General features: G+C 70.5%; 13 protein-coding genes. 4 read left to right on the top strand and 9 right to left on the bottom strand.

What is annotated here, in order from left to right; all coding sequences use genetic code 11:
• Positions 1–16 precede the first annotated feature (16 nt).
• Together CW359_RS16400 and CW359_RS16395 are read left to right on the top strand one after the other, a co-directional pair.
• Complete coding sequence (locus CW359_RS16400) at positions 17–901, top strand: carbohydrate ABC transporter permease (RefSeq protein WP_105970680.1); 885 nt, start codon at positions 17–19, stop codon at positions 899–901.
• Positions 901–1,848: a carbohydrate ABC transporter permease gene (locus CW359_RS16395; protein WP_198655241.1), complete on the top strand. Its 948-nt coding sequence runs from the start codon at positions 901–903 to the stop codon at positions 1,846–1,848. The genes CW359_RS16400 and CW359_RS16395 overlap by 1 nt, the downstream gene beginning before the upstream one ends.
• Before the next feature lie 45 nt (positions 1,849–1,893).
• Here the strand turns inward: CW359_RS16395 and CW359_RS16390 are convergent, their stop codons facing one another.
• The 6 genes from CW359_RS16390 to CW359_RS16365 form a co-directional block, all read right to left on the bottom strand.
• Complete coding sequence (locus tag CW359_RS16390; RefSeq protein ID WP_105970679.1) at positions 1,894–2,883, bottom strand: ABC transporter substrate-binding protein; 990 nt, start codon at positions 2,881–2,883, stop codon at positions 1,894–1,896.
• An 87-nt stretch (positions 2,884–2,970) separates the two neighbouring features.
• A complete protein-coding gene (locus CW359_RS16385; protein WP_105970678.1) occupies positions 2,971–3,735 on the bottom strand; it encodes an amino acid ABC transporter ATP-binding protein in 765 nt (254 codons plus the stop codon).
• Entirely contained in the window at positions 3,732–4,691 is a 960-nt protein-coding gene (locus CW359_RS16380; protein ID WP_105970677.1) for an amino acid ABC transporter permease, read from the bottom strand. The genes CW359_RS16385 and CW359_RS16380 overlap by 4 nt, the downstream gene beginning before the upstream one ends.
• Positions 4,692–4,830: 139 nt before the next feature.
• Positions 4,831–5,334 (bottom strand): GNAT family N-acetyltransferase, encoded by a 504-nt coding sequence (locus CW359_RS16375; protein WP_105970676.1) that lies wholly within the window; start codon positions 5,332–5,334, stop codon positions 4,831–4,833.
• Complete coding sequence (locus tag CW359_RS16370) at positions 5,331–6,473, bottom strand: LLM class flavin-dependent oxidoreductase (RefSeq protein WP_105970675.1); 1,143 nt, start codon at positions 6,471–6,473, stop codon at positions 5,331–5,333. Before CW359_RS16370 ends, CW359_RS16375 begins: the two co-directional genes overlap by 4 nt.
• Before the next feature lie 383 nt (positions 6,474–6,856).
• Positions 6,857–8,413: a serine/threonine-protein kinase gene (locus tag CW359_RS16365; RefSeq protein ID WP_105970828.1), complete on the bottom strand. Its 1,557-nt coding sequence runs from the start codon at positions 8,411–8,413 to the stop codon at positions 6,857–6,859.
• A gap of 101 nt (positions 8,414–8,514) precedes the next feature.
• Here CW359_RS16365 and CW359_RS16360 point away from each other — a divergent pair, with 101 nt between their 5' ends.
• Together CW359_RS16360 and CW359_RS16355 are read left to right on the top strand one after the other, a co-directional pair.
• Entirely contained in the window at positions 8,515–9,276 is a 762-nt protein-coding gene (locus CW359_RS16360; protein ID WP_105970674.1) for a Mut7-C RNAse domain-containing protein, read from the top strand.
• A 224-nt stretch (positions 9,277–9,500) separates the two neighbouring features.
• A complete protein-coding gene (locus tag CW359_RS16355; RefSeq protein WP_105970673.1) occupies positions 9,501–10,550 on the top strand; it encodes a lysylphosphatidylglycerol synthase transmembrane domain-containing protein in 1,050 nt (349 codons plus the stop codon).
• A 42-nt stretch (positions 10,551–10,592) separates the two neighbouring features.
• Here the strand turns inward: CW359_RS16355 and CW359_RS16350 are convergent, their stop codons facing one another.
• Genes CW359_RS16350 through CW359_RS16340 form a run of 3 tightly spaced genes read right to left on the bottom strand, consistent with a single transcriptional unit; the run spans position 10,593 to position 13,779 of the window.
• A complete protein-coding gene (locus CW359_RS16350; RefSeq protein ID WP_198655240.1) occupies positions 10,593–11,705 on the bottom strand; it encodes a class I SAM-dependent methyltransferase in 1,113 nt (370 codons plus the stop codon).
• A complete protein-coding gene (locus CW359_RS16345; RefSeq protein ID WP_105970672.1) occupies positions 11,702–12,952 on the bottom strand; it encodes a glycosyltransferase in 1,251 nt (416 codons plus the stop codon). The genes CW359_RS16350 and CW359_RS16345 overlap by 4 nt, the downstream gene beginning before the upstream one ends.
• The gene (locus tag CW359_RS16340; RefSeq protein WP_105970671.1) at positions 12,949–13,779 is read right to left on the bottom strand and encodes an alpha/beta fold hydrolase; all 831 of its coding nucleotides are present in this window, start codon (positions 13,777–13,779) and stop codon (positions 12,949–12,951) included. The genes CW359_RS16345 and CW359_RS16340 overlap by 4 nt, the downstream gene beginning before the upstream one ends.

Here is a 13,779-nt window from a genome sequence, read left to right as displayed (position 1 = left end):
CTAAGGCTGACATCTGATGATTCGCTCACTGCGCTGGAAGGGTGCCGCCTTCACGGTGCCCTTCCAGCTCGGCTTCGTCTTCCTCTATCTGCTGCCGATCGGGTACGCCGTCTACCAGTCGCTGTACCGGTCGCAGTCCTCCGGTCTCGGTCTGGGCGGCACCACGGACGAGTTCTCCGGCCTGGACAACTACCAACAGGGCCTGACGGACCCGAAGTTCATGGGTTCCGTGCTGCGGGTGGTGCTGTTCGCCCTCGTACAGATCCCGGTCATGCTGGTGATCAGCCTGGTCCTCGCGCTGCTCCTGGACTCGCTCACGTCCAAGGCCGCCGGCCGGTTCCGGATCATGCTGCTGGTGCCGTACATGATCCCGGGTGTGGTCGCCGCGATCGTGTGGATCAACCTCTACAGCCCGGACGTCGGCCCGCTGACCCCGCTCGGCCAACTCTTCGGCCTGGACTGGAACTTCTTCGCGCCGTCGATGGTGTGGCCGTCCATCGGCAACCTGCTGACCTGGCACGGCATCGGCTACAACATGGTGATCATCTACGCGGCGCTGCAGGGTGTCCCGCGCGAGCTGTTCGAGGCAGCGCGGCTGGACGGCGCGACCGAGTGGCGGGTCGCGACGAGCATCAAGATCCCGTTCGTGCGGGGGGCGTTGGTGCTGACCGGCATGCTCTCGATCATCCAGATGCTGCAGATCTTCAACGAGCCCGCGCTGTTCCGGAACATCACCCCGCAGACGGTCGACGACAGCTTCACGCCCATCATGATCATCTACAACCAGGCGTTCAACGCGGGCAACTACCACTACGCCGCCGCCCTTTCGGTCCTGCTCGCGCTGATCCTCGGCGTCGCCTCCTTCCTCTTCTACCGGCTGACTTCGAAGGAGACCGACTGATGGCCACCACCGCCGCTTCCACCACTTCAACCACGACCACCACGGCAGACTCCTCGAAGCAGCCTCCGCCTCCGACCGCCCGCCGCCTGGGCCGGCCCGATCCCAGGGCGCGTTCGCGCGGTGGCCAGCGGTTCGTGCTGGTCGGGCTCGTCCTGGCCAGCGTGTACAGCCTGTTCCCGGTGTACTGGCTGATCATCGCCGCCACCAAGGACCGTACGGGGCTCTACCAGTCCAACGGCCTGTGGTTCTCCGGCTGGCACCTCTGGGACAACCTGCATCAGGTCTTCACCTACGAGGACGGCATCTTCCTGCGCTGGACGGCCAACTCGTTCCTGTACGCGGGTGTCGGCTCCCTCGGCGGCACGCTGATCGCGCTCGCGACCGGCTACGGCCTGGCCCGCTTCGACTTCCCCGGGCGCGGGGCGGTGTTCGCGGCCGTGGTCGGTTCCTTCCTGATCCCGATCGCGCTGCTGACGCTGCCGCTCTACCTGCTGTTCTCGGAGATCGGGCTGGTCGACACCCCGTGGGCGATGCTGATCCCGTGTCTGATCAACCCGTTCAGCGTGTATCTCGCCAAGGTGTACGTCGAGGCGACGATCCCCTTCGAACTCCTTGAGGCGGCCCGCATCGACGGCGCGGGCGAACTGCGGATCTTCTTCAGCATCGTGCTGCGGATGATGACGACGGGCGGTGCCACGGTCTTCCTGCTGGCCTTCGTCAACACCTGGAACGCCTTCTTCCTGCCCCTCACCGTTCTGCGCGGCGAGCAGAACTGGACGCTCAACCTGGGCCTGTACAACTGGTCGGGCAAACGCGCCGAGTCGGGCGTCGACCTCACCAGCCTGGTGCTGACCGGTGCGCTGCTGTCCATCGTCCCGATGGCCATCATGATGATCGCGATGCGCCGCTACTGGCGTACGGGCGTCACCATGGGCGCCCTCAAGTGACCCGGTCTTCGGGGCACTTGAGGGCGGTGCGCTGTGCCCGGCCGCCTACTTGTTGGTCTTGGGCAGGCCGGGCGGGTTGATCTCCGAGGTGGTGATCGCCTCCTCGGTGAGGCCCCAGCGCTCCAGCACCTGGGCGTAGGTGCCGTTGTCGATGATCTCGTTGATCGCGGCGGCGAGCGCCTTCACCAGGCCGCTGTCCTTCTTGGTGGTCGCCGCGATGAGGCCCTGGAGGGTCGAACCGGCACCGGAGTAGGTGCCCACGACCTCAGTCCTGCCGGTGCTTGCCGCGTGGTAGGCGGCGGTCGGGTTGGGGCCGAGGTAGAGGTCGATACGGCCGGACTGGAGGGCGAGATAGGTGTCGCTGTCGTTCTGGTAGTACTTGATGTCCGCCGGCTCCAGACCCGCGCTCTCCGCCTCCTTGCTCCACTCGATGAGCAGCTTCTCCTGGTTGGTGCCGCTGCCGACGGCCACGGTCTTGCCCGCCACGTCCTTGGGCCCGGTGATGTTGAGACCGCTGCCCTTCTTCGCCTCGAAGCCGAGGTTGTCCTCGCGGTAGGTGGCGAAGTCGTACTTCTCCTTGCGCTCCTCGGTGACCGTGATGTTGCTGAAGCCGACGTCGTACTTGGCGCTGTCGAGGCCGACGAAGATGTTCTCCCAGGAGACGGTGTTGAAGTCCGGCTTGAGGCCCAGCACTTCGGAGACGAGGTAGGCGAGGTCCGACTCGACGCCGATCCGGGTCTTGTTGTCGGTGGCGTAGAAGCCGAGCGGGGCCGCGCTGCCCGAGGAGTAGACGACCTCCAGGGTGCCTCTCTCCCTTGTCTTCGCGGGCAGTTGGGCGGCGATGGAGTCGACCTTCTCGGTGGTGACCCGGTTCTGGTCGGGGCTCAGGTTGATCTTCGTGCCGCTGCCGGCGCCCTTCGTGGCCGCGACCTCGGTGGTCCCGCCGTCCGAGGGGTTCGCGCAGGCGGCGAGGACCAGGGCGGAGACCAGGCCCAGGGCGGCTGCGGTGGATCGGCGGGCGAGGGTGTTGGTCACGGGCGTACTCCTTGTACAGAGGAAGAGAGACGGAAGAGAGAAGGGAGATGGAGAAGATCGGGCGGAGGCGGTTCAAAGAGGCTTGGTTCAGAGGACCTTGGAGAGGAACGCTCGGGTTCTTTCGTGCTGCGGGGTGTCCAGAACCGCCGTGGGCGTGCCCTGTTCGACGATGAGTCCGCCGTCCATGAAGACCACGGTGTCGGCGACCTCGCGGGCGAAGCCGATCTCGTGGGTGACGACGATCATGGTGGTGCCGGTGCTCGCCAGGTCCTTGATGACGTCGAGGACTTCGCCGACCAGCTCCGGATCGAGGGCCGAGGTGGGCTCGTCGAAGAGGAGCACCTTCGGTTCGAGGGCGAGTGCGCGGGCGATGGCGACGCGCTGCTGCTGGCCGCCGGACAACTGCCGTGGATAGACGGCCTTCTTGTCCGTCAGACCGACCCGTTCGAGGAGACGTTCGGCGGTGGCCACGGCCTCCTTGCGGGAGCGGCGCAGGGCGGAGACGGGGGCCTCGACGAGGTTCTCCAGCACGGTGAGGTGCGGAAAGAGGTTGAAGTTCTGGAAGACGAACCCGATGTGGGTGCGCTGCTTCAGTACGTCCCTCTCGCGCAGTTCGTGCAGTTTCCGGCCGGAGCGGCGGTAGCCGATCAGTTCGCCGTCGATGCTGATCCAGCCCTGGTTGACCTTCTCCAGGTGGTTGATCGTGCGCAGGAGCGTGGACTTGCCCGAGCCGGACGGGCCCAGGATCACGGTCACCTCACCGGCCCGGACCTGGAGGTCGACACCGCGCAGGACCTCCAGCGGGCCGAAACTCTTGTGGACGCCCCGGACGTCCACCATGACGGCACTCATGAGACTCCCTTGGCGAGGTGGCGGCGGACGCGCTGGAACGGGGTGGGCGGTGGGGTGCGGTTGGCGCCCCGGGCGTAGTGGCGCTCGACGTAGTACTGGGCGACCGTCAGGAGGGAGGTGAGGACGACGTACCAGGCGGTGGCGACCAGCAGCAGCGGGATGACCCGGCCGTTGCGGCCGTAGATCACCTGGGCCTGGTAGAACAGCTCGCCGATCGCCATCACGTAGACCACCGAGGTGCCCTTGAGGAGGCCGACGATCTCGTTGCCGGCGGTCGGGAGGATCGCGCGCATGGCCTGCGGGAGCACGATCCGCCGGATCTGGCGGAGCCGGGGGATGCCCAGCGCGGCGGCGGCCTCCAGCTGGCCGTGGTCGACCGCGATGACCCCGCCCCGGACGATCTCGGCGGCGTACGCGGCCTGATGCAGCGTCAGTCCGATGATGGCGGCGCCGATCGTGCCGATCAGGGTGTTGCTGTCGACGGACCAGAACACCGGGCCGAAGGGGATGCCGACGCCCAACCGGTCGTACAGCGCACCGAGGTTGAACCAGAACACGAGCTGGACGATCATCGGGATCGACCGGAAGATCCAGATGTAGGTCCAGGCGACGGTCTGCAGCACCGGGCTCCTGGAGAGCCGCATGAAGGCGAGAACGGCGCCGAGCAGGAAGCCCAACACCGTTGCGTAGGCGGTGAGTTGGAGGGTCACGCCGACTGCCTGGACGATCGTTTCGGAGAGTACGTAGTCGGCGAAGACCTGCCATTCCCATACGGGGTTGGTGATCAGGCCATGGGCGAACTGGGCGGTGAGGATGGTGACGGCTGCGGCTGCCGCCCAGCGGGCGTAGTGGCGTACGGGGATGATTTTCAGGGAGGTGGGGTCCTCCGGACGGGGGGCGGGGGAAGCGGTTCTGCTGTCCCCGGGTGGCGCTGTGGAGTCTGTGGTTGTGCCCATGGTGGGGCTCCTGTCCGGGGGTTGGGGGTGGGGGTCGGGGTGGTCAGGGTTGGTGGTTTGGTGCGGGGTCGTGGGGGCTTGTCGCGCAGTTCCCCGCGCCCCTTTGGGGCGCGCTCGTGGGGCCCTTCGTCAATTCCTGCTAGCCGAGTTGCTTTTCGAAGGGGAGTTTGTCGATCGACTCCGGGTCGGCCCCTGCGTCGAAGAGGGGCGTGTAGCCCGTGGACAGGTAGAGGCCTTGGGCCTCCGGCTGGCGGGGGCCCGTGGTGAGGTAGATGCGGCTGTAGCCCCTGGTCCTGGCCTCTTGCTCCAGTTCTGCCACCACCCGGCGGGCCAGGCCCCGGCGGCGGTGGGACGAGTGGGTCCAGATGCGCTTCAGCTCCGCCGTGGTCGCGTCGTATCTGCGGAACGCGCCGCCCGCCACCGGCTCGCCGTGCTCCAGGAGCAGGAGCAGGACCCCGCCGTGCGGTGCCGTGAACTCCTCGTCGGGGTAGCCGGCCAGTTCGGCGCGGGCGTCCTCGCCGTAGCGGGTCGAGTACTCGTCGCCCAGTTCGCGCAGCAGCGGTTCGGCGAGGGGGTCGGCTGTGGTGACGTAACGGATCGTCAATTCACCTGCCCTCTGGGGTGGTTGGGCGAACGACGTCATCCGTTCACCGCCGTCGCCAGGACCACCTGCGGGCCGCGGGCCGCGCGTTCGGCGTCGCGTTTGGCGACCTCCTCGCGGACGATCGGGATGACATGGCGGCCGAAGTCGATGGCGTCGCCGAGGAGGTCGTAGCCGCGGGCGGAGAGGATGTCGACGCCGAGGTCGTAGTAGTCGAGGAGGGCGCGGGCCACGGTCTCGGGGGTGCCGACCAGGGCGTTGGAGTTGCCCGCTCCTCCGGTGGCGGCGGCGGTCGGGGTCCAGAGGGCGCGGTCGTAGCGTTCGCCCGCCTCGGCTATCGCGATCAGGCGCTGGGAGCCCGAATTCTCGGGTTGGGCCTGGGCGTTGTGGCGTTTGCTGACCAAGTCGCCCCTGTCCTTGCGGGTCCTGATCACGCCGACCGTGCGGTGGGCCTTCTCCCAGGCCAGTTCCTCGGTCGGGGCGATGATCGGGCGGAACGCCACCTGGATGCGCGGGGCTTCGGTGCGGCCGGCGGCCCTGGCGGCGGCCTTCACAGCCTCGATCTGCTCGGCGGTCCGCTCCAGGGGCTCGCCCCAAAGGCAGTAGATGTCGGCCTCGGCGCCCCCGGCGGCGTACGCGGCGGGTGAGGAGCCGCCGAACGAGACGTTCGGGCGCGGCTGTTGGACCGGGAAGACATCGCTGACGAAGTCGTGGAAGCGGTAGTGGTCGCCCTCGTGGTCGAAGGGTTCATGGGTGGTCCAGATCTTCTTGACGATCCGGATGTACTCCCGGGTGCGCGCGTACCGCTCGTCCTTGCCGAGGGTGTCGCCCTCGCGGCCCTGCTCGTGGTCGTTGCCGCCGGTGATGAAGTGGACGGTCAGCCGGCCCTCGCTGATCTGGTCGAGGGTGGCGAACGTCTTGGCGGCGAAGGTCGGGTAGGAGACGTTGGGGCGGTGGGCCAGGAGGAGTTGGAGGCGGTCCAGTCTGCTCGCGATGTACGCGGCGGCCGGGGCGGGGTCGGGCGAGCCTGAGCCGTAGGCGAACAGGACGCGGTCCCAGCCGTGGTCCTCGTGGGCCCGGGCCAGCCGGAGGGTGTAGTCCCGGTCGAAGGCTGCGCCGGAGCGCGGGGTGGTCTCGGAGGCGTCGTTGGTCGCGGCGATGCCAAGGAATTCCACGGGCATGGGAGAGGGCCTTTCGGAGGGCCCCCTGAGTCGTCCGGCCCGGCGGGCCCCGCACGGGGGCAGCACGGAACAGCCCCGCGTACGGCCGTGCTTGACGGCTCGTCAGGAAACGGGGAGGCGCGGAGGAATCAGGGAGAGGGAGACATGGAGAGAGGGGCCGGTCCGACGGCCCGCTGCCGAGTCGGAGCAGGTCAGGCGCGACACGCGGCGGAGCACACTCGACAGAGGTCGATGTGGCCGCGCGTCACCAAGCGCTGCTGCTGGGCATCCATGCGAACAATTGAGCAGTACGTCTCGCCCTACGTCAACTACCGCTCGGATACTGGGCAGTTGGACCAGATTTTAGGAGCGGGTCACGGGCGGGGGCACAACCGGCCCGGCGGTCAGCTCCGTGGCCGGAAATGGGCCTCCGTCGACTCCACCCCGGTGACGGTCGCCACGCAGCGCATGACGCGCAGTCCGTCGGCGTACTGGGTCTGGGTGGGCGGGAGTACGTCGATGGTCCAGCGGTCGGGGGCGATCTTGAGGGCGTCGCCCTGCCGGGACGCGGCCATGACCTCGCGGGAGCAGAGCTTGCGCACGTCGGGGTGCTTGATCAGTTCCTGCTGGTTGTTGGTCATGCCGTCGGACGGCAGCGGGGCTATCGCGAAGGTCTCCCACGGGTGGGACACCAGGCAGTCGGTGCGGTTCACGGCGACGATGCCCACGGTGACGACCATGCCGCCCCAGCACTCGGCGGTCGTGGTGCAGCGCCCGCCGACGTCCGCGACCCCGGCCGCCGGACAGTCCTCGGTCGTGGTCGGCACGCCGAAACCGGCGGTCCCGGCACTCCCGGCCTGGGCGGACGCGCTCGCCTCGCCCGTACCGGAAGCGGAGGATGAGGCTCCGGTGGTCGGGGCGGCGGAGGTCGACGGCGGCAGGTACTGGTACGCCACCGTCCCGCCCCCGCCGACGACGACCACCGCCACGGCCGCGATCGACACCCGCAGCCGCGCCTTCTCGCGCTTCTTCCGGCTCGGGACGGTGGTGGTGGAGAGCACGACGGGCGGGCCAACCGTGGGGGTGAGGACAGGGGCAGGGACGGGGACGGGGGCGGGCGCGAAAGTGGTGCCGCTCGCGTTCGCCAGGTCCACGGCGGCCAGCGCGTCCCGCAACGCCGCCGCGCTCGGGATGCGGTGGGCCGGGTCCGGGGCCATCGCGTGCCGGAGTACTTCGGTGAGGCGCGGGCTCACTCCGGGGAGGTCGGGCAGGGGCCAGTCGTGCCGGACGATGACCTCAGCGATCCCGAGGCTGCCCTGCTCCGGGAAGTGCGCGGGTCTGCCGTGCACGAGGGCGTAGATCGTGGCGGCGAGGGAGTAGACGTCCCCGGCGTACGTCGGCTCGGCCAGCCGGAAGGCCTCCGGCGGAGCGTACGCCGGGGTCAACGCCTCGCGGGTGACCGAGAGTTCCTGCCCGGGCCGGGGCATCGCGGCCAGCCCGAAGTCGGCGAGGCCGACATTGCCGTACCGGTCGATCATGATGTTGCCGGGCTTGATGTCCCGGTGCAGGACCCCGGAGGCGTGGGCGGCGGCCAGCGCGTCGGCGACGCGTACGCCGATGTCCCGGGCTTCGGCGGCGGGAAGCGGCCCGTGTTCGTGGAGCCGGTCGGCGAGCGAACCGCCGGGGCACAGCTCCAGGACCATGTACGGGCGGCCGTTGTCGAGCACCCCGGCGTCGTACACGGCGACGACGTGCGGGTGGCCGGAGAGCTGACCGGCCGCCGTGACCTCGCGCAGGAAGCGCTGCCGGTCGCGGTCGGTGGCCAGGACGCGGCTGTCCATCTTGAGGGCGACCTCGCGGCCGACGGCCAGCTGGCGGGCCCGGTACACGGTGGCGAAGCCGCCCTGGCCGAGGACCTCGACGACCTCGTAGCCGGGCACACCCGTACGTTCGAACTGCATGCTGCCGTACTCCCCCACCAGCGAGGCGTGTTGAGAGCGTTGAGAGTAGTGCACCGGAAAGTCCCGGGCGCTCCCGGTCCGCCCGATGACATGCTGATCGGATGAGCAGACCGGAGATCGTCATCAGTTTCGCCCCTGAGCTGCGGCTTTTCGTCCCGTCCGAGCGCCGTGCGGGGCGCACGACCGTGGTCACCGACGGTTCGTCCTCGCTCGGGCATGTGGTGGAGTCGCTGGGCGTGCCGCTCACCGAGGCCGGGCGGCTGCTGGTCGACGGCCGCGAGGTGCCGGTCTCCCATGTGCCGGGCGCGGGCGAGACGGTGGAGGTCTGCGCCGTCGTACGACCGCAGCCGGTGCCGGGGGCGCCGCTGCGCTTCCTGCTCGACGTGCACCTCGGCACGCTCGCGCGCCGGCTGCGGCTGCTGGGCGTGGACGCGGCGTACGAGAGCGAGGACATCGGCGATCCGGCGCTGGCCGCGCTGTCGGCGGCGGAGCGGCGGGTGCTGCTGTCCCGGGACCGGGGGCTGCTGCGGCGCCGGGAGCTGTGGGCGGGCGCGTACATCTACAGCGACCGGCCGGACGACCAGCTCCGGGACGTACTGGACCGGTTCGCGCCCGCGCTCGCGCCCTGGAGCCGGTGCACGGCCTGCAACGGGCTGCTGGAGCGGGCCGCCAAGGAGACGGTCGGGGAGCGGCTGGAGGACGGGACGCGGCGGACGTACGACGTGTTCGCGCAGTGCGTGGAGTGCGGGCGTCTGTACTGGCGGGGCGCCCATCACGCCCGGCTGGAGGCGATCGTCGAGGGCGCGCTGAGCGAGTTCGGCGGGGCGGCCGACGCCGTCGCTCCCCCTCGCCTGCCCATGTGATCCGGCTCACGATTGAGGCATCGACCGGTGGAGTCGGGGGGAGACTCCGTAAATAAAGATGCAGGGATCATTTGTGTCACCCGTCCGCCCTCACCCCTTCTGTTCCTGGACACCATCCCGTCACGCGGACTGGGAACGCTCCTGCCGTCCCGCTTGCTTCGCTCTTCATCTCCCCCCGTTCGCCCCGTTCCGCGTGGGCGCCACGCGGAAGGACGACGCGCGCTGTGTCCTCATTGCCGATAGTCCCCATAGCCCCGCCCGCTCCGACGGTCCAGCCCCATCCCCAGGGCATCCCGGACTGTCCTCTTTCCCTTCCGGCCGCCCGCTCCCGCCGGTTTCCCGGCGCCCGGCACGCCCGCCGGGTGCTCTGTGTGCTGCCGCTCCTGCTCATCGGGGTGTGGGCGGCGGACAACTGGCGGGTGCTGCACGACGGCGCCCGGCAGCTCACCACCGCCGACCCCGGCTGGCTGGCGATCGGGGGTGCGTTCACGCTGCTGTGCTGGGTGTCCGCCGCCTTCGCCCGCCAGGGCGCGATCCCGGAGCGGCTGCCGCCCGGGCTGCTGCTGGCCTCGCAGTTCGCGGCGGGCGCCGCGAACAACGTCCTCCCGGCCGGTCTCGGCGCCCACGCGGTCACCCTGCGCTTCCTGACCGGCCGAGGCATCCCACTGGCCCGCGCCACGGCCTCCCTGGCCCTGTACTCCCTGGTCAAACCGGTGGCGAAGCTCCTGGTGATCCTCGCCCTGCTGGCCACCTTCCCGACGTCCCTGGGCGCGACGGACCTGCTCCCGGGCAAGGGCACCCTGATCCCCATCGCGGTGGGCGTGACGGCCACGGCGGTGGCGGTGACCCTGATCCTCTCCCTCGTACGTCCGCTGCGGCGCCCCCTGCTCGACGGTCTGCGCACCGCCCTGACCGACGCGCGGCGCCTGCACAAGAGGCCCGTCCGGGTGGCCGCCCTGTGGGGCGGGTCGGCGGGCTTCTCCCTGTGCCAGGCGGCGGTACTGGCCTGCGTCGGCGCCTCACTGGGCCTGCCCGTGCCCTGGCCGGACGTGCTGTTCGCCTACCTGGCGGCGAGCGCGGCGGTCGGCGCGGTACCGGCTCCGGCGGGCATCGGACCGGTGGACGCGGCCCTGGTCTTCGCCCTGGCCGCACTGGGCGCCCCGCTGTCACTGGCGGCGGCGACGGTCGTCGGCTTCCGCGTCCTGACGGTGTGGCTGCCGCTGCTGCCGGGGGCGCTGGTGCTGTCGCTGCTGGTGCGCAACAAGGTGTTGTGATGTGACGTCCGCCGTCGCCCGCCGTCCTCGTCCTCATCCTGGTCAGTCGCGGCGGGCCACCAGGCGGTACGCGTTGGAGACGCCCAGGCGGTGCGAGATCGGCCGTACGGCGAAACGGTCCAGCAGGGTGCCCAGGATCAGGGCGGGTACGCCGGCCAGCAGCAGGGCTCCGCGCAGGGTGCGGCGCCAGGCGTTCGGCGGGGTCGGCAGCCACGGGAGGTTGTCGCGCGGGGCCGCGTTGTCGAGGGCCAGCCAGATCGCGGCCAGCAGGTCGACGGGGTCGTGCGGCTCGGCGTGCTGCTCCAGGACGACCGTGAAGCCGAGGTCGGTGAGCCGCTGCCGAAGGTTGTCGACCGGCACGAAGTGCAGGTGCTGGGGCTGAAGCCAGGGCAGCCACCAGCGGCCGAGGAGGCGGGCGTACCGGCTGTCGGGGTCCGGGACCTCGATCACCAGGTGACCGCCGGGCCGGATCGCCTGCCGGGCGGCCTCCAGTTCGCGCGGGGGCTCGGTGCTGTGCTCCAGGTAGTGGAACATGCTCACGACGTCGTAGCGGGCGGCCAGTTCGGGGGCCAGCTCGGTGAAGCTCCCCCGGTAGCCGCGCTCGACCCGGCCCGCCCGCTCGGCGAGTTCGGCGCCGTCGGTGAAGTCCAGCCCGTCGAAGGTCGTGCCGGTGTGGACGTTCCGGGCGGCCTCGCAGAAGTGACCGTGGCCGGTGCCGACGTCGAGCCAGGTCTTCGGCGCGTCGTCGAAGGCGAGCAGAGCCCGGGCCCGCTGCTCGTACATCTTCGTACGGCCCGCGAAGGTGTTGCCGAGCTGCTTCTCGCCGAGTCCGTCGTAGAAGTCGCGGTAGTAGAACTCCAGCCCGGCGGCGCTGAGTCGGGGGTTCTGGAAGGTGTGCCGGCAGTCCTGGCAGCGGTCGAGCGTGAACTCTCCGGGCTTGTGCTGGAGCAGGTCGGTGGTCCGGACTCGCGTCTCCAGACGGGCCGAGCCGCACCAGGGGCAAGTGGTGCGCGGGGCTTCGAAGAAGCGGTCGAGTCCGAAGGCCAGGTCACCCTGGTAGGTGGGGCGGAGGGCGGCCACCTGCTCGGTGCGGGTCGGGGTGGCCTGGGCTTCCGGTGCCGTCGGTGCGTTGGTCCCGTGCTCGTCGTCACTCATACCGTCTCCTTGGCGGGCGCGCCGATGGCGAGTTGCTCAAGATGGGTGGCCGCCGCGGAGGCACCCCCGGCGGCCCGGAACGCGGTACGGATCCGGCCCGCCGCGAAGCGGTAACCCGGCTCGTGCAGTACGGCGTCGATCGCGGCGCCCAGTTTCGGCGCGGTGACCCGCCCGAACCGCACCCGGATGCCCGCCCCGGCCGCCACGACCTGACCGGCGACCACGGGCTGGTCGTCCCGGATGGGCGCGACGACGAGCGGCACCCCGTGCCAGAGCGCCTCGCACACGGTGTTGTGCCCGGCGTGGCAGACGACCGCGTCGACCCGTTCGAGGAGCGGGAGTTGGGGGACGGAGGGAACGATCAGCACACCTTTGTCGTCCTCCCCGCCCGGGGTGCCGCCGAGTACGCTCGCCGGGTCGACGATCACCGTCTGCATCCGGTCCGCCAGCTCACGCGCGGCAGCCTGACACTCGCTCAGGAAGCGTGCTCCTACGTCGGTGTTGGCGGTCCCGAGCGTGACAAGGACCGTAGGACGGGCCGGGTCGAGCCAGTCCCAGAGGAAGCCGTCCGGGGCGGGCCGGTCGGCGACGGACGGGCCGACGTAGCGGATCTGCTCACCCGTCCGGGCCTCCGGACCGACGAACTCCGGTGTGCTGAAGGCCAGTACGAGGTGCGGGGAGAACCGGGGATCGGCGGTCCCGGTGCTGCCGATCCGGTCCCGGAGCCCGGCCAGCAGCTCGTCCAGCCACTCCTCGACCTTGGGCATGCCGGACAGTACGTCGGTGAACTCGGCGGAGGTGGTGGCCGAGGTGGCCCAGGGCAGACCGAGCCGCTCGGCTACCAGGCCACCGGCGAGGGCCTGTTGGTCGGCGACGACGACGTCCGGCGCGAACTCCCGTACGGCGGCGGCGACTCCGGGGGCCATCTCCTCGGCGAGCGGGGCGAGGAACCTCTCCCAGAGGAACTTCAGCGCCTCGGGTCCGCGCAGCTCCGGCGGCCGTACGCCCTCCCCCGAGCCGGGGACGGGCCCGGCGCACGGGAAGACGGCGGCGTCCGCTCCGGCGAGCCTGCGCACCAGTTCCGGATCGGCGCACGCCCAGGCCGACTCGTGCCCACGCGCGGCGAGTTCGGCGGCGACACCGACGGCCGGGTTGATGTGCCCGACGAGCGGCGGTACGACGAACAGGAATCTGAAGGTGGAGGTGGAGACGGGGGTGGGGGTGGAACTGGCGCTGGAAGGGCTCACCGCGCGTCCGCCCCCGCCAGCGCGACCGGAGCGGCGGTGGCGCCGTGGATGAGCGACAGGATGTGCCCGCCGACCGTCCCCGACGCCTCGACGAGCACGGAGTGTTCATGCCCCGGCACGACGACGGTCCGGCAGTCGGGCAGCACGGCCTCCAGCCAGGGCGCGTGCTCGGCGAGGTCGGAGTCGCCCCCGTAGAGGCCGAGTACCGGGCAGCGTACGGAACTTATCTCCTCCTCGGTCAGGACCCGGCTGGCCGGGATGTCCTGGGCGAGGGTGGTCTCGCGGGCCAGCCGGGCCGCCCCCTTGGCCAACCGGGCGGTGTTCTGGCTGCGGTTGGCGGTGATCCAGGCGATGGCGTCGGCCTCGTTGTGGGCGAGTTCGTGCATTACGCGGCCGAGGATGCCGTCGAGTTTGCCCGCCCAGGCGGCAGTTGCCGGTTCCGACTCGATGAGGGAGACGCTGGCGGCGCGCTCGGGGTGGCGGGCCGCGTAGCCGAACGCGACTGTGCCGCCGTAGGAGTTGCCGACGAGATGGACCGGTCCTGTCACCTCAAGCCGGTCGAGGAGGGCTTCGAGGTCGTCGATGTTGTCGTCGAGGGTGTAGCCGGTGGCGGGGCGGGTGGACCGGCCGTGGCCGCGCAGGTCGTACATCACGACGTCGATGCCGGAGGCGGCGAACGCCGGTGCCACGGTGAAGTAGTAGCTGGCCAGGCTGTCGGTGAGCAGGCCGTGCACGAGTACGGCGGTGGCGGTGACCGGGCGGTCGCCGCGCGGGCCGATGCGCTGGGTGTGCAGTCGCAGGCCGGCCCCGATGTCGACGATCGCCAT

Origin of the sequence: Streptomyces geranii, from assembly GCF_002954775.1 — a bacterium.
GTDB lineage: Bacteria > Actinomycetota > Actinomycetes > Streptomycetales > Streptomycetaceae > Streptomyces > Streptomyces geranii.
The sequence above is the reverse complement of the archived record's forward strand: the minus strand, read 5'-3'. Positions and strand labels throughout refer to the sequence as shown.